Origin of the sequence: Citrobacter sp. CK191, assembly GCF_030333435.1 — a bacterium.
Classification (GTDB): Bacteria; Pseudomonadota; Gammaproteobacteria; order Enterobacterales; family Enterobacteriaceae; genus Citrobacter_B; species Citrobacter_B koseri.
The window spans coordinates 582,310-602,673 of sequence record NZ_JAOWFX010000034.1 but is presented as its reverse complement, the minus strand read 5'-3'; the positions used below and the strand labels follow the sequence as shown (position 1 = coordinate 602,673).

The window sequence follows — 20,364 nt, the reverse complement described above, 5'->3', positions numbered from 1 at the left end:
CTAAATAATTCGAGTTGCAGGAAGGCGGCAACGCAGTGAATCCCCGGAAGCTTACACCAGTAAGTGACCGGGGTGAGCGAGGAAGCCAACGCACCTGCAACGTGAAGAATGACGAGTATATGGTTTAAATAATCCCGGAGTTGCCCTATATTAGCCCAACGCACTTATTTGGTTACAGGTCGTTAACCTCCATGAAAGACATAGATACACTCATCAGCAACAATGCACTATGGTCAAAAATGCTGGTGGAAGAGGATCCCGGATTTTTTGAGAAACTGGCGCAAGCGCAGAAACCGCGCTTTCTATGGATTGGATGTTCCGACAGCCGCGTTCCCGCAGAACGTTTAACCGGCCTTGAGCCGGGCGAATTATTTGTTCACCGCAATGTTGCCAACCTGGTTATTCATACCGATCTCAACTGCCTCTCCGTGGTGCAGTATGCCGTCGATGTACTGGAAGTTGAACACATTATTATTTGTGGTCACTACGGTTGTGGCGGCGTCCAGGCGGCTGTTGAAAACCCGGAACTGGGGTTAATTAACAACTGGTTGCTGCACATTCGCGATATCTGGTTCAAACATAGCTCATTACTCGGAGAAATGCCGCAGGAGCGTCGAATCGATACCCTGTGCGAGCTGAACGTGATGGAACAGGTATATAACCTGGGCCACTCAACCATCATGCAGTCCGCGTGGAAACGCGGTCAGAAAGTGACGATTCACGGCTGGGCCTACGGTATTCACGACGGCCTGCTGCGCGATCTGGAAGTCACGGCGACCAACCGTGAAACGCTGGAACAGCGCTATCGTCGGGGGGTTTCAAACCTCAGCAAAAAGCATATTAACCACAAGTAAACGTGTATTGCCGGGTGGCGGCTACGCCTTACCCGGCCTACATTTCTACGGACATAGCACCTGTAGCGCCATCCGGCACAACGTTCTTACTCGTCCAGCAGCACCACTTTACCAACATACGGCAGATGGCGATAACGCTGAGCATAGTCAATGCCGTAACCCACAACGAACTCATCCGGGATCGAGAAACCGATAAACTCAACCGGGACGTCAACCTCACGGCGAGACGGCTTATCCAGCAGCGTACAAATCGCCAGAGACTTTGGCTCACGCAGGCTCAGGATTTCCCGCACTTTCGACAGCGTATTCCCGGAATCGATAATATCTTCGACAATCAGCACATCCTTGCCACGGATATCTTCATCCAGGTCCTTGAGAATTTTCACATCGCGAGTGGTGGACATGCCGCTACCGTAGCTGGAGGCGGTCATAAAATCGACTTCATGAGACACCTGTACCTCGCGGCACAGATCCGCCATAAACATAAATGAGCCACGCAGCAGACCTACCAGCACCATGTCACTGCCGCTGTCTTTATAACGTTCAGTAATTTGACGACCCAGTTCGGCAATGCGCGCTTTGATCTCCGCTTCGGGGATCATTACTTCTACAGTATGTTTCATATCTCTAACCATATGATTTAAAAACAAATCACTTCATGCCTGCTCTTGATAAGACAGCATCGAAGCGCAAGGCACGCAGTATACCAGCAAAAGTATTTATTCGCGGCATCTGTTAATAAAGCTCATTTTGTGATGACGATCACACTTGTTAAATCCTATAATTAATTGCTACTAAAAAATTAACAAATTGAGATGGTATCTTTTTATGGCAAATAACAACGCAAAAGCGCCACGGCTTCTCGTGACGCTGACAGCCCTCTTCGCTGCACTCTGCGGGCTGTATCTGCTGATCGGCGGCGGCTGGCTGGTCGCCATCGGCGGCTCCTGGTACTACCCGATTGCGGGCATCGTCATGCTTGGCGTCGCCGGGCTATTATGGCGCAGCAAGCGTTCCGCGCTGTGGCTGTATGCCGCCCTGCTCCTCGCCACTATGATCTGGGGCGTGTGGGAAGTCGGCTTCGACTTCTGGGCGCTGACCCCGCGTAGCGACATTCTGGTCTTCTTCGGCATCTGGCTGATTTTACCGTTTGTCTGGCATCGCCTGAGCGTCCCTTCCAGCGGCGCTGTCAGTGCGCTGGTGGTTGCCCTGCTGATAAGCGGCGGCATCCTCACCTGGGCTGGCTTCAACGACCCGCAAGAGATCAACGGTACGCTAAGCGCGGACGCGGTGCCTGCCGAACCGATCTCTCCGGTTGCGGACCAGGACTGGCCTGCCTATGGCCGCAATCAGGAAGGGCAGCGCTACTCTCCGCTGAAGCAGATCACGGCTGATAACGTCCACAACCTGAAAGAAGCGTGGGTGTTCCGTACCGGCGATCTGAAGCAGCCGAACGATCCGGGTGAAATCACCAACGAAGTGACCCCGATTAAAGTCGGCGATACGCTGTATCTGTGTACCGCCCACCAACGTCTGTTCGCGCTGGACGCGGCGAGCGGGAAAGAGAAGTGGCATTTCGACCCGCAGCTCAATACCGATCCCAGCTTCCAGCATGTCACCTGCCGTGGCGTCTCCTATCATGAAGCCACGGCCGATAACGCCTCGCCGGATGTCGTTTCAGACTGCCCACGCCGCATTATTCTGCCGGTGAACGATGGCCGTATTTTCGCCCTCAACGCAGACAACGGCAAGTTGTGCAAATCCTTTGCCAACAACGGCATTCTGAACCTGCAAACCAATATGCCGGTCACTACGCCGGGCATGTATGAACCCACGTCACCGCCGGTCGTAACCGACAAGGTGATCGTCATTGCAGGCGCCGTCACCGATAACTTCTCTACCCGCGAGCCGTCCGGGGTTATTCGCGGCTTTGACGTGAACAGCGGTAAACTGCTGTGGGCATTCGATCCCGGTGCGAAAGACCCGAACGCGATCCCGTCGGATGAGCACCACTTCACGCCAAACTCGCCAAACTCCTGGGCGCCAGCCGCGTATGACGCGAAGCTGGATCTGGTCTATCTGCCGATGGGCGTCACCACCCCGGATATCTGGGGCGGCAACCGTACGCCAGAGCAGGAGCGCTATGCCAGCTCGATCCTGGCGCTCAATGCAACGACCGGTAAACTGGCCTGGAGCTATCAGACCGTTCATCACGATCTGTGGGATATGGATATGCCGTCTCAGCCGACGCTGGCGGATATCACCGTGAAAGGGCAAACCGTTCCGGTCATCTACGCCCCGGCAAAAACCGGTAATATTTTCGTGCTGGACCGTCGCAATGGTCAGCTTGTGGTGCCTGCCCCGGAAAAACCGGTGCCACAGGGCGCGGCCAAAGGGGATTACGTCACCAAAACGCAGCCGTTCTCTGATTTGAGCTTCCGTCCGACGAAAGACCTGACCGGTGCGGATATGTGGGGCGCCACCATGTTCGATCAGCTGGTGTGCCGCGTGATGTTCCATCAGATGCGTTATGAAGGGATCTTTACCCCGCCATCAGAAAAAGGCACGCTGGTCTTCCCGGGCAACCTCGGTATGTTCGAATGGGGCGGCATTTCCGTCGATCCGAACCGTCAGGTGGCGATTGCCAACCCGATGGCGCTGCCGTTTGTCTCTAAACTGATCCCACGCGGCCCAGGTAATCCGATGGAGCCGCCGGAAGATGCCAAAGGCACCGGTTCGGAATCGGGTATTCAGCCGCAGTATGGCGTACCGTATGGCGTGACGCTGAACCCGTTCCTGTCGCCGTTTGGTCTGCCGTGTAAACAGCCTGCCTGGGGTTACATCTCCGCGCTGGATCTGAAAACCAACGAAGTTGTCTGGAAAAAACGTATTGGTACGCCGCAGGACAGCATGCCGTTCCCGATGCCGTTTAAGGTGCCGTTCAATATGGGAATGCCAATGCTGGGCGGCCCAATATCTACCGCTGGCAACGTGCTGTTTATTGCCGCGACCGCAGATAACTACCTGCGCGCTTACAACATGAGCAATGGTGAAAAACTGTGGGAAGGCCGTCTGCCCGCAGGCGGTCAGGCAACGCCGATGACGTATGAAGTCAACGGTAAGCAGTATGTCGTGATTTCCGCCGGGGGTCACGGTTCGTTCGGGACGAAGATGGGCGACTATATTGTCGCGTACGCTCTGCCTGACGACGCGCAGTAACGTTTATGCCGGATGGCGGCTTCGCCTTATCCGGCCTACAGGATGCTCACTTTACTGTAGGCCGGATAAGCGTCAGCGCCATCCGGCATGTTTATACCGTAAAACCGAGACTGTAGGCCGGATAAGCACCAGCGCCATCCGGCATGTTTATACCGTAAAGCCAAGCATCATGCCTGTATCTTCATGCTCCAGCAGATGGCAGTGCGCCATGTAAGCATGTTCTTGCGATGCCTCGTGATCAAACTTCACCAGCACCTCGCTGATCCCGCCTTCAACCCGCACCGTATCCTTCCAGCCTGCGCGATGCGCCGCCGGAGCGTTGCCGTTTTCCGACAGGATGCGGAACTGCGTACCATGAATATGGAACGGATGCAGCATCATGTCGCCTTCGCCGGAAATAACCCAGCGCTCATACTGCCCTTTGGCGGCGGCAAACATCGGTGTCGTCATATCAAACGCCTGGCCGTTGATCTTATTGGCATTGTGGAAATCGAACTTCCCGCCGTGATCCATTGAGCCATGATTCATATGCCCCATCATCTGCCCATGATCCATTCCCGCCATCGCCCGATCGCCATACTTTTGCATCAGCATCTGCATACCCATCATGTCGAGCATCGGGTCCATCGACAGTTGCAGTTTTCGCTGCTTCAGGCCATCAAGAGAAGGCAATGCAGGCATCGTGGTCAGCGTATCCGGCAAAGTGCCGGAGGCCGTGACCGCCAGCGGCTGGATATGCATAACCGGGTGCGGTTTATCAAACGGCGCGATCGTCATCCCCATCTGGCTGACGGGCAACGTCATCAACTCAAACGCTTTGCCGTCGCTGATGTCGATAAGCACTTCGAAACGCTCCCCCATTAACATGGGCAGTGCGTTTACCTTCACCGGCTCCGCCAGCAGGCCGCCATCGCTGGCGATAACATACAGCGGGCGGTTGTCGCTGGTAGCGATGTTCAATGAACGCGCGTTGCAGCCATTCAGCAGGCGCAGACGCAGCCAGCCTTTTGGCGCAGCATGCTGCGGATAAATCGCCCCGTTGGTCAGCAGCGTGTCGCCAAACCACCCGACGGCGGCGGTCATCATATCCAGCTGATAATTGATTTGTCCGTCAGGAGAAAACTGTTTGTCCTGAATAATCACCGGCACATCGTCTATCCCCCACTGTTTCGGCAGGAGCAGTTTGCCAATGTCTTCATCTTCAATCAGTACCAGGCCCGCCAGTCCCATCGCCACCTGACGACCGGTTTTCCCATGCTGATGAGGGTGGAACCAGCAGGTTGCCGCACGCTGTTCAGGCGTGAAGGTGACGGAGCGCTTGCCGCCCGCCGCAATCACCCCCTGCGGGCCGCCGTCCACCTCGCCGGGGACTTCCAGCCCATGCCAGTGCAGCGTCGTCTCCTCGGCAAGCTGGTTATGAATATCCACGGTAATACGCTGACCTTTGCGCAGTTTTAGCGCCGGCCCGAGTAGCGTGCCGTTGTAACCCCAGGTCGTTGCCGTTTTACCCGCGAAGGTCGACTGTCCGGCTTTGACAATCAGCGAAATGTGATTGCGCGCGTCGGCGGTTAAAAGATCGGGAATGGGTAACGCGGGATGTTCCGCAGCAAACGCGGCGCGGCTCCACAACGGCAGTGCCGATGCGACCCCAAGCGCCACAGAATATTTTAAGAAATCACGACGTTGCATAATCACTTCCTTATTTTCAACCGGCGGGACGCAGTCTGACCTTTGAGCATAGACCCTCCCCTTACGGGAAGGTCAAGTCACAGACGCCCGTCGGATACAATAATAAATGTCGTCGCCTCGCCCGCAGTGTGCTAACGTTTAATTTCCGTGATGCAGTGGTAGAAGCAATGAAGACGTTTTTCAGAACAGTGTTGTTCGGCAGCCTGATGGCCGTATGCGCAAACAGCTATGCGCTCAGTGAATCCGAAGCCGAAGATATGGCAGATTTAACGGCGGTGTTCGTCTTTCTGAAAAATGACTGCGGCTACCAGAATCTCCCGAACGGTCAGATTCGTCGCGCACTGGTCTTTTTTGCCCAGCAAAACCAGTGGGACCTCAGCAATTACGACTCCTTCGACATGAAATCCCTCGGTGAAGACAGCTACCGCGATCTGAGCGGCATCGGTATTCCCGTCGCCAAAAAATGCAAAGCGCTGGCGCGCGATTCCCTGAGTTTGCTGGCCTACGTAAAATAACTCGCGTTATACCCAACGGATACCTTATTGCTGAAATAATGACCGTGCATCATCGGTCATTGTTAGCTATTATGTTGCGCCCATTTTTTACGGGTGTTAACAATGGAGGTATCAGCCAATGGCCGAAAATACGAAGTGGCATGAAACGCTACACGACCAGTTTGGTCAGTACTTTGCCGTGGACAACGTGCTGTATCACGAGAAAACCGATCACCAGGATCTGATTATTTTCGAGAACGCCGCGTTTGGCCGCGTAATGGCGCTGGACGGCGTGGTGCAAACCACCGAGCGCGATGAGTTTATCTATCACGAGATGATGACCCACGTTCCGCTGCTGGCACACGGCCACGCGAAACATGTGCTGATCATCGGCGGCGGCGACGGCGCAATGCTGCGTGAAGTGACACGGCATAAAAATGTCGAAACCATCACGATGGTGGAGATCGACGCAGGCGTGGTCTCTTTCTGCCGTCAGTATCTGCCGAATCACAACGCAGGCAGCTATGACGATCCGCGTTTTAATCTGGTGATCGACGATGGCGTTAACTTCGTGAATCAGACCAGCCAGACCTTTGATGTGATCATCTCCGACTGTACCGATCCGATCGGCCCCGGCGAGAGTCTGTTCACCTCAACCTTCTATGAAGGTTGCAAGCGCTGTCTGAATCCTGGCGGGATCTTTGTCGCACAGAACGGCGTCTGCTTCCTGCAACAGGATGAAGCCATTGACAGCCACCGCAAGCTCAGCCATTACTTTGGCGATGTCAGCTTCTACCAGGCAGCCATTCCGACCTACTACGGCGGCATTATGACCTTCGCGTGGGCGACGGACAATGACGCGCTGCGCCACCTGTCAACCGAGATTATTCAGGCGCGTTTCCATACCTCCGGCCTGAAATGCCGTTACTACAATCCGTCTGTTCACACGGCAGCTTTTGCCTTACCTCAGTATTTGCAAGACGCGCTCGCAACACCGTCGTCCTAAGGAGAAGATAAGAAATTGAAAAAACTGAAACTGCATGGCTTTAATAATCTGACCAAAAGTCTGAGTTTTTGTATTTACGATATCTGCTACGCCAAAACCGCAGAAGAGCGCGATGGTTACATTGCCTATATCGATGAACTCTATAACGCCAATCGCCTGACGGAAATTCTGTCAGAGACGTGCTCCATCATCGGCGCGAATATCCTGAATATCGCCCGCCAGGATTATGAACCCCAGGGCGCCAGCGTCACTATTCTGGTAAGCGAAGAGCTGGTCGACCCACAGCTTATCGACAAAACAGAGCATCCCGGCCCGCTGCCCGAGGCCGTCGTCGCCCATCTGGATAAGAGCCATATCTGCGTGCATACCTACCCGGAAAGCCACCCGGAAGGCGGATTGTGCACCTTCCGCGCCGACATTGAAGTTTCGACCTGCGGCGTGATTTCCCCGCTGAAGGCGCTGAATTACCTGATCCACCAGTTAGAGTCCGATATCGTCACCATCGACTACCGCGTGCGTGGGTTTACCCGCGACGTCAACGGCATGAAACACTTTATCGATCATGAGATTAATTCCATTCAGAACTTTATGTCCGACGACATGAAGTCGCTGTATGACATGGTGGATGTGAACGTGTATCAGGAAAATATCTTCCATACCAAGATGCTGCTTAAAGAGTTCGATCTTAAGCACTACATGTTCCACACTAAACCGGAAGATCTGACGGAAACCGAGCGCAAAGAGATTACCGCTGCGCTGTGGAAAGAGATGCGCGAGATTTACTACGGCCGCAATATCCCTGCGGTATAAGCGTAACGGCGGAGCACGGAGGCTCCACCGTATTTAGCGTTGTTGAATGAAATGACGGTAAGCCGCAACAACCTGAAGAAAGTCCTCCACGCCGCAGAGCGATAAGCTCTCTTCGTCGTAGTAGTTCATCCCCTCTTCCATTTCGTCGCCGGTAAACTCCAGTTGATTAGCGCGAACCATCACCTCTTCGCCATCCATCCAGAGCGTATATTCATGTCCCGCCCGTTGCCAGGAACGCTCACTGCCCTTTAGCGCACGCGCCGCTTGTTCCACTTCATCAAGCAAGGCCAGGTTCTCTTTCACTTCTTCGTTAAACCAGTGCCCCACCACCTCGTGGCCCATGGACATTCGCACTTTTACCACTCCGGTAATATCGCGCAGAAATTCGTAATCCATAATGTGTTCCTCTGCTCCCGGCAATGCGCCATTACCGCATTGCGCCCATGCTGTAATTATCGCAGCACAACGGAAGAAAAAAAGCGGAACGGGCGGAAGGAATAGAAATAAAAATGCCCGGTGACGCAAGGTTCACCGGGCATTGATGCGTTTTTACGCAGAACAGGTCGGAGCCGTTACACCGCGGTCTGGAAAATCACGCCGTCGGCTTTCTCGGTGTACTGGGAAAGCTGATCGAAGTTCAGATAACGGTAGGTATCCACGGCGGTTTTATCCACCTGCGCAACGTAGGTCTGGTACTCTTCCGGCGTCGGCAGTTTGCCGATCAGCGCCGCAACCGCCGCCAGTTCCGCAGAAGCCAGATAGACGTTCGCCCCGGTTCCCAGACGGTTCGGGAAGTTACGGGTTGAGGTAGAAACAACCGTCGCCCCGTCAGCCACACGCGCCTGGTTCCCCATGCACAGTGAACAGCCTGGAATTTCAATCCGCGCGCCGCTCTTACCAAAGACGCTATAGTAGCCCTCTTCGGTCAACTGCGCGGCATCCATACGGGTTGGCGGCGCCACCCACAGGCGGGTCGGCAACTGGCCTTTGTGCGCATCCAGCAGTTTACCTGCCGCACGGAAGTGACCGATGTTGGTCATACAGGAACCGATAAAGACTTCGTCAATCTTCTCGCCCTGCACATCAGACAGCAGACGCGCATCGTCAGGATCGTTCGGCGCGCAGAGGATCGGCTCTTTGATATCAGCCAGATCGATCTCGATCACCGCCGCATAATCGGCATCCGCGTCCGCTTCCAGCAACTGCGGGTCCGCCAGCCATTTTTCCATGCCCTGAATACGGCGCTCCAGGGTGCGGCGATCACCGTAACCTTCCGCAATCATCCACTTCAGCAGAACGATGTTGGAGTTCAGGTACTCGATAATCGGCTCTTTGTTGAGCTTAATGGTACAGCCTGCCGCAGAACGCTCCGCAGAGGCATCGGTCAGCTCAAACGCCTGTTCCACTTTCAGGTCCGGCAGCCCTTCGATTTCCAGAATACGGCCAGAGAAGATGTTTTTCTTACCCTTCTTCTCAACGGTCAGCAGACCCTGTTTGATCGCGTACAGCGGGATCGCGTGTACCAGATCGCGCAGGGTGATACCCGGCTGCATTTTGCCTTTGAAGCGCACCAGCACTGATTCCGGCATATCCAGCGGCATGACGCCAGTCGCCGCCGCAAATGCCACCAGGCCAGAACCCGCCGGGAAGGAGATGCCAATCGGGAAACGGGTATGGGAGTCGCCGCCCGTACCAACGGTATCCGGCAGCAGCATACGGTTCAGCCAGGAGTGGATTACGCCATCGCCCGGACGCAGAGAGACGCCGCCACGGTTCATGATGAAATCCGGCAGCGTGTGGTGCGTAGTTACGTCAACCGGCTTCGGATACGCCGCAGTATGGCAGAAAGACTGCATCACCAGGTCAGACGAGAAGCCCAGGCACGCCAGGTCTTTCAGTTCGTCACGGGTCATTGGGCCAGTGGTATCCTGAGAGCCTACGGAGGTCATTTTCGGTTCGCAGTAAGCGCCCGGACGGATACCGGCAACGCCGCAGGCGCGGCCCACCATCTTCTGCGCCAGCGAGTAGCCGCGAGCGCTTTCCGCCACGTCTTTCGCCTGACGGAACACATCGCTGTGCGGCAGACCCAGCGCTTCACGCGCTTTGGTGGTCAGGCCGCGACCGATGATCAACGGAATACGACCGCCCGCGCGCACTTCGTCGATCAGCACGTCGGTTTTCAGTTCAAAGCTCGCCAGCAGTTCGCCGGTTTCGTGATGGCGGACTTCACCTTTGTACGGGTAAACGTCAATCACATCGCCCATGTTCAGGTTATTCACGTCCACTTCAATGGGCAGCGCGCCCGCATCTTCCATCGTGTTAAAGAAGATAGGCGCAATTTTGCCGCCAAGACACAGACCGCCGCCGCGTTTGTTCGGCACATTCGGGATGTCATCGCCCATGAACCACAACACGGAGTTGGTGGCAGATTTACGCGAAGAACCGGTGCCGACAACGTCGCCCACGTAGGCTAACGGATAGCCTTTTTGCTGCAACGCTTCGATCTGTTTGATCGGCCCCACCACGCCAGGCTGATCCGGCTCAATGCCTTCACGGGCGTTTTTCAGCATCGCCAGCGCGTGCAGCGGAATGTCCGGGCGGGACCAGGCATCTGGCGCCGGAGAGAGGTCGTCGGTGTTGGTTTCACCGGTCACTTTAAAGACGGTAACAGTGATTTTTTCAGCCAGAGCAGGACGGTTCAGGAACCATTCGGCATCGGCCCAGGACTGCATCACCTGCTTCGCATATTCGTTGCCCGCTTTGGCTTTTTCTTCTACATCGTAGAAGTTGTCGAACATCAGCAGGGTATGGGACAGCGCTTTAGCGGCAATCGGCGCCAGTTTGGCATCGTCCAGCGCGTCAATCAGCGGATGAATGTTGTAACCACCCTGCATGGTGCCCAGCAGTTCAATGGCTTTTTCTGGAGTAACCAGCGGGGAGGTGGTGTCGCCTTTCGCGACGGCAGCGAGAAAGCCCGCTTTTACATAGGCGGCTTCATCGACGCCAGGGGGAACGCGGTTGATTAACAGGTCTAACAGGAATTCTTCTTCGCCCACAGGCGGGGTCTTCAGCAGCTCGACAAGTGCGGCCATTTGGGTTGCATCTAAGGGTTTGGGCACAATCCCAAGGGCGGCACGCTCAGCTACGTGCTTACGGTATTCTTCTAGCACGACGGTTCTCCTCGCTCTCATTGTCATAGTGCGGCGCTTTTGTATATGGGCGATTCTCTTCACGCTCCTGTGAGACAGCAGTTTGTAGGGTAAATGCCCGATACCGCAACGGGCAGAATAGCAGGATTTTAGTGGGGTGTTAATCTGTTTACAAAAAAGCAACATAAAAAAGTGGCTGAATCGTTACGCATGGTCTATTGCCCTTCGCCTTTTCAGGAAAGAGACATTTTCCCCTGCAACGTTTGCTCACATTATTTCGAACGCTAATCATCACCTGACGGTAGCGATCCCAATATTAGTCAAAAATTAAACTCCCGCCGCCCTATACTCACGCAACACCGCACCCGCTGGCGGCAGGCATAATGACCATGACGATTCTTCAGGAATCGGGAGAGATAAAATGACGTTGCCCTTTAAGCCCCATGTAATTGCGCTGGTATGCAGCGCAGGGTTATTTGCCGCTTCGGGTGTGTTGTATGTAAAAAGCCGCACGCCCGAAGCCCCGCTTCAACCCGCTCCCGTTGCCGTGCAGCCGCAGCCGACCGCCGCCGCGGAACCTGAAGCAAAAGCCGCGTTTACCGCAGCGCAAATCGATCAATGGGTCGCCCCGATAGCGCTCTACCCTGACTCACTGCTTTCTCAGGTGCTGATGGCCGCCACCTATCCGGCGAACGTGGTTCAGGCGGTGCAGTGGTCGCATGACAACCCAACCCTGCAAGGCGATGCGGCAATACAGGCCGTCTCCGGTCAGCCCTGGGACCCGAGCGTGAAATCACTGGTGGCGTTTCCCCAGTTGATGGCGCTGATGGGCGAAAACCCAACGTGGGTGCAAAACCTTGGCGACGCTTTTCTGGCCCAGCCGCAGGACGTCATGGACGCGGTGCAACGGTTGCGTTTACTGGCTCAGCAAACCGGCTCGCTGAAATCCACGCCGCAGCAAACGGTTAGCAGCACACCGAAGCAGAGCGCCGACGCTAACGTACAAAGCACGACGCCGACGGTGATCAAAATTGAGCCCGCCGATCCACAGGTCGTCTATGTTCCCAACTATAATCCCGCGACCGTTTACGGCGCCTGGCCGAATACCGCTTACCCGCCCGTGTATGTGCCGCCGCCTCCCGGACAGCAATTCGCCGACAGTTTCGTGAAAGGCTTTGGTTATAGCCTCGGCGTCGCCACCACCTACGCGTTGTTCAGCAGCATCGACTGGGACGACGATCATCATCACCACGACGATGACCATCACCACCACGATGATAACGACCATCACGGCGGCAATGGCTACCAGCACAACGGGGATAACATCAATATCAATGTGAATAACTTCAATCACATTACCGGGCAAAATCTCAAAGGGCAGACAATGGCCTGGCAGCACAACCCGGCGTATCGCAACGGCGTGCCCTATCAGAACAACGCAGTGTCCCAACGTTTTCATCAAACCGATGTCAGCGGCGGGTTAAGCGCCACTCAACAGACGCCAGCCTCCCGTGACAGCCAGCGCCAGGCTGCGATGGCGCAATTCCAGCAGCACAGCCACGCATCTCCCGCCACGCAAACCCAACCGCCTGGCGCGACGTCCCGCGATGCCCAGCGCAAAGCGGCCTCGCAGCAGCTAAACCAGATTGCCCAGCGGAATAACTATCGCGGCTACGACACCCGGCAAGACAGCGTTCACAGGGAGTCGGTTCAGTCACATTCACTGTCACAGCAGCAACGGGAGACCGTTCACCAGCGCGTCGCATCCGCCACGCCGCAGCAGCGTCAGACCTTCCGGCAGAACCATGCCAATGTGTTCAGCGGTAACGACAGCCGTTCGCCCTCCTGGCAATCTCAGCAGCAGCGCGGCCAGCAGAGTCGTCACGTCGGCAATCTCAATACTGAACAGCGTGCCGCTGCGCGTGAACACCTTTCCGAGCGCCATGAATTTCGCCGTCGTTAACCGGAGTCGATGATGAAAAAAATCCTGTTAAGCACCCTGCTGCTGTCGCTGCCGTTGTTGAGCTACGCGCAACAACGCTTCCCTTCGCCTGACGACGCGGCAACGGCGTTCGCGACCGCAGTCGTCACGCAAAACGAGGCGCAGTTGACTGCGCTATTGGGAGATAACTGGCGACAGTTTCTGCCGCAGGAAGGCGCCGATCCCGAAGCCGTTGCTCGCTTTAACCGCGACTGGAAAATCAGCCACCGTATCGTGCAGCAAGGCGATACCGCGCACCTGAACGTCGGGCGCGACGAGTGGCAACTGCCTGTACCGATGATGAAAGATGCTGATGGCTGGCATTTTGATATGGCGGCCGCTCAGGATGAGATCCTCACCCGCGCCATCGGCCGCAATGAACTGTCGGCGATAGAAGCGATGCGCGCCTATGTGGATGCCCAATACGATTACTGGCAACGCAAACAGAGGTTCGCGACAAAACTCATCAGTAGCAAAGGTCAGCAGGATGGACTGTACTGGCCGGTACAACCCGGCGAGATGCCCAGCCCGTTAGGCCCGGCATTCAGTCCTTCGGCACCCGGTGAGGGTTATCACGGCTACCATTTCCGCATTATTCCTGATAGCGAAAAGGACGGTTTCGCCCTGCTGGCCTGGCCGGTAATTTGGGGGAAGACGGGCGTCATGAGCTTTATGGTGAATCAGGACGATAAGGTGTATCAGGCGAACCTGGGAAGAGAGACGGAAAAGAACGTCGCGACAATCAATAAATTCAATGCCGATGCCCACTGGCAGACCGTTGAGTAAAAGCGGTTATCAAAGATTACAGGCCGGATAAGGCGTTGATGCCGCCATCCGGCAAAACCCGGGTCAGGATTTGCCCCAATAAAAAAGCGGCCGCTAAGCCGCTTTTTCTTTATCTACTCAGAAGATTATTTCTTCTTCGCTTTCGGGTTCGGCAGGTCGGTGATGCTGCCTTCGAACACTTCGGCTGCCAGGCCAACGGACTCGTGCAGAGTCGGGTGAGCGTGGATAGTCAGCGCGATGTCTTCAGCATCACAGCCCATCTCGATCGCCAGACCGATTTCGCCCAGCAGCTCGCCGCCGTTGGTGCCGACAATCGCACCACCGATAACACGGTGAGATTCTTTGTCGAAAATCAGCTTGGTCATACCGTCTGCGCAGTCAGAAGCGATAGCACGGCCAGACGCAGCCCACGGGAAGGTGGCGGTTTCGTAGCTGATGCCTTTCTCTTTCGCTTCTTTCTCCGTCAGACCTACCCATGCAACTTCTGGCTCAGTGTAGGCGATGGACGGAATAACTTTCGGATCGAAGTAGTGTTTCTTACCGGCGATAACTTCAGCGGCAACGTGACCTTCGTGAACACCTTTGTGCGCCAGCATCGGCTGACCGACGATATCGCCGATAGCAAAGATGTGCGGTACGTTAGTGCGCAGCTGTTTGTCTACGCGGATGAAGCCACGGTCGTCAACTTCTACGCCAGCCTTACCAGCATCGAGGTTTTTACCGTTCGGCACACGGCCGATAGCCACCAGCACCGCATCGTAACGCTGTGCTTCTGCTGGCGCTTTTTTGCCTTCCATGGAAACGTAAATACCGTCTTCTTTCGCTTCAACGGCAGTCACTTTGGTTTCCAGCATCAGGTTGAATTTCTTGCCGATGCGTTTGGTGAAGACTTTAACGATGTCTTTGTCAGCCGCCGGGATAACCTGGTCGAACATTTCAACCACGTCGATCTCTGAACCCAGCGCATGGTACACCGTACCCATTTCCAGACCGATGATACCGCCGCCCATAACCAGCAGACGTTTCGGTACGGATTTCAGTTCCAGTGCGTCGGTGGAGTCCCAGACGCGCGGATCTTCGTGCGGAATAAACGGCAGTTGGATCGGACGGGAACCTGCTGCGATAATCGCGTTGTCGAAGTTGATCACGGTTTTGCCGTTCTCGCCTTCCACTTCCAGGGTGTTGGCCCCGGTGAATTTACCCAGACCGTTTACCACTTTCACTTTACGGCCTTTCGCCATGCCAGCCAGACCGCCGGTCAGCTGAGTGATAACTTTCTCTTTCCAGGTACGAATTTTGTCGATATCGGTTTTCGGCTCGCCAAAAACGATACCGTGTTCAGCCAGTGCTTTGGCTTCTTCGATAACTTTTGCTACGTGCAGAAGAGCTTTAGAAGGGATACAGCCGACGTTCAGACAAACACCGCCGAGGGTGTTGTAACGTTCTACGATTACGGTTTCCAGACCTAAATCAGCGCAACGGAAGGCAGCAGAGTAACCTGCCGGGCCTGCCCCAAGTACCACGACCTGAGTTTTGATTTCAGTACTCATCATGACCTCTTAATTTATTCCCGGCGATCCCTGGTCTTGTCGCCCATCATCCACCGGGTCGTTCTATCCGCCCGTATTTTACAAAATTGTTAACAATTTTGAAACAACAAACGGCAACCGATTTGTCTTTCGCACGATAACCTCACTCACTTCATGAGATTACCAGAAAAAAGCCGGCCGTCAGGCCGACTTTTTTGCTTGCTTACATCACCAGACGGCGAATGTCAGACAGCGTGTTGTTGATGATGGTGATAAAGCGAGCACCATCAGCACCGTCAATCACGCGGTGGTCGAAGGAGAGAGAAATCGGCATCATCAGACGCGGAGTAAACTCTTTACCATTCCACACCGGTTCCATTGCGGACTTAGAAACGCCGAGGATAGCCACTTCTGGCGCGTTCACAATCGGCGCGAAGTGGGTGGTGCCCAGGCCGCCGATGCTGGAGATAGTGAAGCAACCGCCCTGCATTTCGCCAGCGGTCAGCTTACCATCACGCGCTTTCTTAGAGATGGTCGTCAGTTCACGGGACAGCTCAGTAATGCTCTTCTTGTTCACATCTTTGAACACCGGAACAACCAGACCGTTCGGCGTGTCAACCGCAACACCAATGTTGATGTACTTCTTCAACGTCAGGCGCTGACCGTCTTCAGACAGAGAGCTGTTGAAGCGCGGCATCTGTTCCAGAGCAGCGGCAACGGCTTTCATGATGAAGACCACTGGCGTGAATTTCACGTCCAGCTTACGTTTTTCAGCTTCCGCATTCTGCTGCTTACGGAACGCTTCCAGATCGGTGATATCCGTTTTGTCGAAGTGCGTAACGTGCGGGATCATCACCCAGTTACGGCTCAGGTTAGCACCAGAGATTTTCTGGATGCGGCCCAGTTCAACTTCTTCCACTTCACCAAACTTGCTGAAGTCCACTTTCGGCCACGGCAGCAGACCTGGCAGAGAACCGCCGGTTGCGCCCGCTGGCGCGGATTCAGCGCGCTTGATAGCGTCTTTCACGTAAGCCTGAACGTCTTCGCGCAGGATACGACCTTTACGGCCAGTGCCCTTCACTTTCGCCAGGTTAACGCCGAACTCGCGCGCCAGGCGGCGAATCAGCGGGGTCGCGTGAACGTAAGCGTCGTTTTCAGCAAACTCAGATTTGCCTTCCGCTTTTGCCGCAGGCGCAGCAGCCGGTTTAGCGGCCTGAGCAGGTGCAGCGGCAGGTGCCGGAGCAGCAGCCGGAGCCGCGGCAGGGGCAGCGCCTTCCACTTCGAAGACCATAATCAGAGAGCCGGTAGACACTTTGTCGCCAACGTTAACTTTCAGCTCTTTAACCACGCCCGCGAACGGCGCCGGCACTTCCATAGAGGCTTTGTCGCCTTCTACGGTGATCAGCGACTGTTCAGCTTCAACTTTATCGCCGACTTTAACCATCACTTCGGTGACTTCAACTTCGTCGCCGCCGATGTCCGGTACGTTAACGTCTTTCGCGCCAGCCGCTGCTGCCGGAGCCGCCGCTGCTGGTGCTGCCGCCTGAGCGGGCGCAGTAGCAGGCGCAGCGCCCGCTACTTCGAATACCATGATCAGAGAGCCGGTAGACACTTTATCGCCAGCGTTGACTTTGATCTCTTTAACCGTACCCGCGAACGGCGCCGGCACTTCCATAGAGGCCTTGTCGCCTTCTACGGTGATCAGCGACTGCTCAGCCGCAACGGTGTCGCCCACTTTCACCAGGATCTCGGTGACTTCAACTTCGTCGCCGCCGATATCCGGTACGTGTACGTCTTTCGCTGCCGCAGCAGCAGGAGCGGCTGCCGGAGCGGCTTCTTTCTTCTCTTCTGCCGGAGCTGGCGCAGCGTCAGCTGCACCGTCGGCGGAATCGAAAACCATGATAAGTGCGCCCGTCGCGGTTTTGTCGCCAACAGAGACTTTAATCTCTTTAACGACGCCCGCCTGCGGCGATGGAACTTCCATAGAGGCCTTGTCGCCTTCTACGGTGATCAGCGACTGTTCAGCTTCAACTTTGTCGCCCACTTTGACCAGGATCTCGGTGATTTCAACTTCATCAGCCCCGATGTCCGGTACGTTGATTTCGATAGCCATTATTCTTTTACCTCTTACGCCAGACGCGGGTTAACTTTATCTGCATCGATGTTGAATTTGGTGATGGCTTCCGCTACCACTTTCTTATCGATTTCGCCACGTTTAGCCAGCTCGCCCAGAGCCGCAACAACCACATAAGATGCATCCACTTCGAAGTGGTGACGCAGGTTCTCACGGCTGTCAGAGCGGCCGAAACCGTCAGTACCCAGTACGCGGTAATCATCAGCCGGTACATAAGTACGAACCTGCTCGGCGAACAGTTTCATATAGTCAGTCGATGCCACTGCCGGCGCGTCGTTCATTACCTGAGCAATGTACGGAACGCGTGGAGTTTCCAGCGGGTGCAGCATGTTCCAGCGCTCACAATCCTGGCCATCACGCGCCAGTTCAGTGAAGGAGGTGACGCTGTAAACGTCAGAACCTACGCCGTAATCTTTCGCCAGGATCTCTGCTGCTTCGCGAACGTGACGCAGGATAGAACCGGAGCCCAGCAGCTGAACTTTACCTTTCTTACCTTCGAGGGTTTCGAGTTTGTAGATACCTTTACGGATACCTTCCTCAGCACCTTCCGGCATGGCTGGCATGTGGTAGTTTTCATTCAGCGTGGTGATGTAGTAGTAAACGTTCTCTTGTTTCTCACCGTACATACGCTCCAGACCATCGTGCATGATGACCGCAACTTCGTACGCGTAAGACGGATCGTAAGAGATACAGTTCGGGATAGTCAGAGACTGAATGTGGCTGTGACCATCTTCGTGCTGCAAACCTTCGCCGTTCAGCGTCGTACGACCGGAAGTACCACCGATCAGGAAGCCGCGCGCCTGTTGGTCACCTGCTGCCCAGCACAGGTCGCCAATACGCTGGAACCCGAACATGGAGTAGTAGATGTAGAACGGGATCATCGGCAGGTTGTTGGTGCTGTAAGAGGTCGCAGCGGCCAGCCAGGAAGAACCTGCGCCCAGCTCGTTGATGCCTTCCTGCAAAATCTGACCTTTCTCGTCTTCTTTGTAGTAAGCAACCTGCTCACGGTCCTGCGGGGTGTACTGCTGGCCGTTCGGGCTGTAAATACCGATCTGACGGAACAGACCTTCCATACCGAAAGTACGCGCTTCGTCAGCGATGATCGGAACCAGACGATCTTTGATCGACTTGTTTTTCAGCATCACGTTCAGGGCACGAACGAAAGCGATAGTGGTGGAGATTTCTTTGTTCTGCTCTTCCAGCAGCGCGCCGAAATCTTCCAGGGTCGGCAGTTCCAGCTTCTCAGTGAAGTTCGGCTGGCGGCTCGGCAGGTAGCCGTGCAGTTTCTGACGCTGTGCGTGCAGATAAGTGTGCTCTTCAGAGCCTTCCGGGAAGGTAATGTACGGCAGTTTTTCGATGTCAGCATCGGATACCGGCACGTTGAAACGATCGCGGACGTAACGAACGCCGTCCATGTTCATTTTCTTAACCTGGTGCGCGATGTTTTTACCTTCGGCAGTGTCACCCATGCCATAACCTTTGATGGTATGGGCCAGGATTACTGTTGCTTTGCCTTTGGTTTCCTGCGCTTTTTTCAGTGCAGCGTAGACTTTCTTCGGATCGTGACCACCACGGTTCAGTGCCCAGATCTGCTCATCAGTCCAGTCAGCAACCAGGGCTGCGGTTTCTGGATATTTACCGAAGAAGTGCTCACGTACGTAAGCGCCATCTTTGGATTTGAAGGTCTGGTAGTCACCGTCAACGGTTTCGTTCATCAGTTGGATCAGTTTACCGCTGGTGTCTTTACGCAGCAGCTCATCCCAACGACCGCCCCACATCACTTTGATCACGTTCCAGCCAGCGCCGTCAAAGATGCCTTCCAGTTCGTTAACGATTTTGCCGTTACCGGTTACCGGGCCGTCCAGACGTTGCAGGTTACAGTTGATGATGAAGACCAGGTTGTCCAGTTTCTCACGGGTGGCGATGGTGATAGCCCCTTTGGATTCCGGCTCGTCCATCTCGCCGTCGCCCAGGAAAGCGTAAACGGTCTGTTTGGACGTGTCTTTCAGACCACGGTGTTCCAGATATTTCAGGAATTTAGCCTGGTAGATCGCGCCGATTGGGCCCAGACCCATAGATACGGTCGGGAACTGCCAGAATTCCGGCATCAGTTTCGGGTGCGGGTAGGAAGAGAGGCCTTTGCCATGAACTTCCTGACGGAAGTTGTCCATCTGCTCTTCAGTCAGACGGCCTTCCAGGAATGCGCGTGCATACACGCCCGGGGAGATGTGGCCCTGGAAGTATACCAGGTCGCCGCCATCCTGCTCATTGCGTGCGCGGAAGAAGTGGTTGAAGCAAACATCATAAACGGTTGCGGAAGACTGGAAGGAAGCCATGTGGCCACCCAGTTCGAGGTCTTTTTTAGACGCACGCAGTACGGTCATGATGGCGTTCCAGCGGATAGCTGAACGGATACGACGCTCCAGTTCCAGATTGCCCGGGTATTCCGGTTCATCTTCAACGGCAATAGTGTTTACATAGTTGCTAGCCCCTGCACCTGCCGCTACTTTCACGCCGCCTTTGCGGGCTTCAGAAAGAAGCTGGTCAATCAGATACTGAGCACGCTCAACACCTTCTTCACGGATGACCGATTCGATCGCCTGTAGCCAGTCGCGAGTTTCGATCGGATCCACGTCATTTGGGAAACGTTCTGACATGGGGGTATTCCTTATCTATCTAATACGTTGATTTGTCTGGAACCTGTCCCATTGAG

Annotated in this window: 14 protein-coding genes; 7 read left to right on the top strand and 7 right to left on the bottom strand. The window is 55.1% G+C overall.

The features are described 5' to 3' along the window. Positions 1-191 precede the first annotated feature (191 nt). Positions 192-854 (top strand): carbonate dehydratase, encoded by a 663-nt coding sequence (can, locus tag OGV82_RS22500; RefSeq protein WP_012134030.1) that lies wholly within the window; start codon positions 192-194, stop codon positions 852-854. A gap of 86 nt (positions 855-940) precedes the next feature. Here the strand turns inward: can and hpt are convergent, their stop codons facing one another. Then, positions 941-1,477, bottom strand: a complete 537-nt coding sequence (gene hpt, locus OGV82_RS22495) for a hypoxanthine phosphoribosyltransferase (RefSeq protein ID WP_024130701.1) — start codon at positions 1,475-1,477, stop codon at positions 941-943. Positions 1,478-1,682: 205 nt separating this feature from the next. Here hpt and OGV82_RS22490 point away from each other — a divergent pair, with 205 nt between their 5' ends. Continuing rightward, positions 1,683-4,073, top strand: coding sequence for a glucose/quinate/shikimate family membrane-bound PQQ-dependent dehydrogenase (locus tag OGV82_RS22490; RefSeq protein ID WP_200052919.1), 2,391 nt, complete (start codon positions 1,683-1,685; stop codon positions 4,071-4,073). Between the two features lie 147 nt (positions 4,074-4,220). Here the strand turns inward: OGV82_RS22490 and cueO are convergent, their stop codons facing one another. Beyond that, positions 4,221-5,762, bottom strand: coding sequence for a multicopper oxidase CueO (cueO, locus tag OGV82_RS22485; protein ID WP_101744235.1), 1,542 nt, complete (start codon positions 5,760-5,762; stop codon positions 4,221-4,223). 167 nt (positions 5,763-5,929) lie between these two features. On the opposite strand from cueO, the gene OGV82_RS22480 reads away from it, so the two are divergent. The 3 genes from OGV82_RS22480 (at position 5,930) to speD (ending at position 8,072) form a co-directional block, all read left to right on the top strand. After that, positions 5,930-6,277, top strand: coding sequence for a YacC family pilotin-like protein (locus OGV82_RS22480; protein WP_012134034.1), 348 nt, complete (start codon positions 5,930-5,932; stop codon positions 6,275-6,277). Positions 6,278-6,395: 118 nt separating this feature from the next. Next, positions 6,396-7,262, top strand: a complete 867-nt coding sequence (speE, locus tag OGV82_RS22475) for a polyamine aminopropyltransferase (RefSeq protein ID WP_012134036.1) — start codon at positions 6,396-6,398, stop codon at positions 7,260-7,262. A gap of 15 nt (positions 7,263-7,277) precedes the next feature. After that, on the top strand, positions 7,278-8,072 hold the full coding sequence (gene speD / locus OGV82_RS22470; protein ID WP_101744236.1) for an adenosylmethionine decarboxylase: 795 nt from the start codon (positions 7,278-7,280) through the stop codon (positions 8,070-8,072). A gap of 33 nt (positions 8,073-8,105) precedes the next feature. Here speD and yacL read toward each other — a convergent pair whose 3' ends face one another. Then, positions 8,106-8,468 (bottom strand): protein YacL, encoded by a 363-nt coding sequence (gene yacL, locus OGV82_RS22465; RefSeq protein WP_012134038.1) that lies wholly within the window; start codon positions 8,466-8,468, stop codon positions 8,106-8,108. 176 nt (positions 8,469-8,644) lie between these two features. Next, complete coding sequence (gene acnB / locus OGV82_RS22460; protein WP_047458888.1) at positions 8,645-11,242, bottom strand: bifunctional aconitate hydratase 2/2-methylisocitrate dehydratase; 2,598 nt, start codon at positions 11,240-11,242, stop codon at positions 8,645-8,647. A gap of 400 nt (positions 11,243-11,642) precedes the next feature. Between acnB and OGV82_RS22455 the strand changes: the two genes are divergently transcribed. Next, positions 11,643-13,184 (top strand): DUF3300 domain-containing protein, encoded by a 1,542-nt coding sequence (locus tag OGV82_RS22455; RefSeq protein ID WP_101744237.1) that lies wholly within the window; start codon positions 11,643-11,645, stop codon positions 13,182-13,184. A 12-nt stretch (positions 13,185-13,196) separates the two neighbouring features. After that, positions 13,197-13,988 (top strand): DUF2950 family protein, encoded by a 792-nt coding sequence (locus tag OGV82_RS22450; RefSeq protein WP_101744238.1) that lies wholly within the window; start codon positions 13,197-13,199, stop codon positions 13,986-13,988. 125 nt (positions 13,989-14,113) lie between these two features. On the opposite strand, the gene lpdA is transcribed toward OGV82_RS22450, so the two are convergent. From lpdA to aceE, 3 genes are all read right to left on the bottom strand, one after another. After that, positions 14,114-15,538: a dihydrolipoyl dehydrogenase gene (lpdA, locus tag OGV82_RS22445; RefSeq protein ID WP_047463778.1), complete on the bottom strand. Its 1,425-nt coding sequence runs from the start codon at positions 15,536-15,538 to the stop codon at positions 14,114-14,116. A gap of 202 nt (positions 15,539-15,740) precedes the next feature. Then, on the bottom strand, positions 15,741-17,630 hold the full coding sequence (gene aceF / locus OGV82_RS22440; protein WP_101744239.1) for a pyruvate dehydrogenase complex dihydrolipoyllysine-residue acetyltransferase: 1,890 nt from the start codon (positions 17,628-17,630) through the stop codon (positions 15,741-15,743). A 14-nt stretch (positions 17,631-17,644) separates the two neighbouring features. Further along, a complete protein-coding gene (aceE, locus tag OGV82_RS22435) occupies positions 17,645-20,308 on the bottom strand; it encodes a pyruvate dehydrogenase (acetyl-transferring), homodimeric type (RefSeq protein WP_012134048.1) in 2,664 nt (887 codons plus the stop codon). Positions 20,309-20,364: the final 56 nt, after the last annotated feature.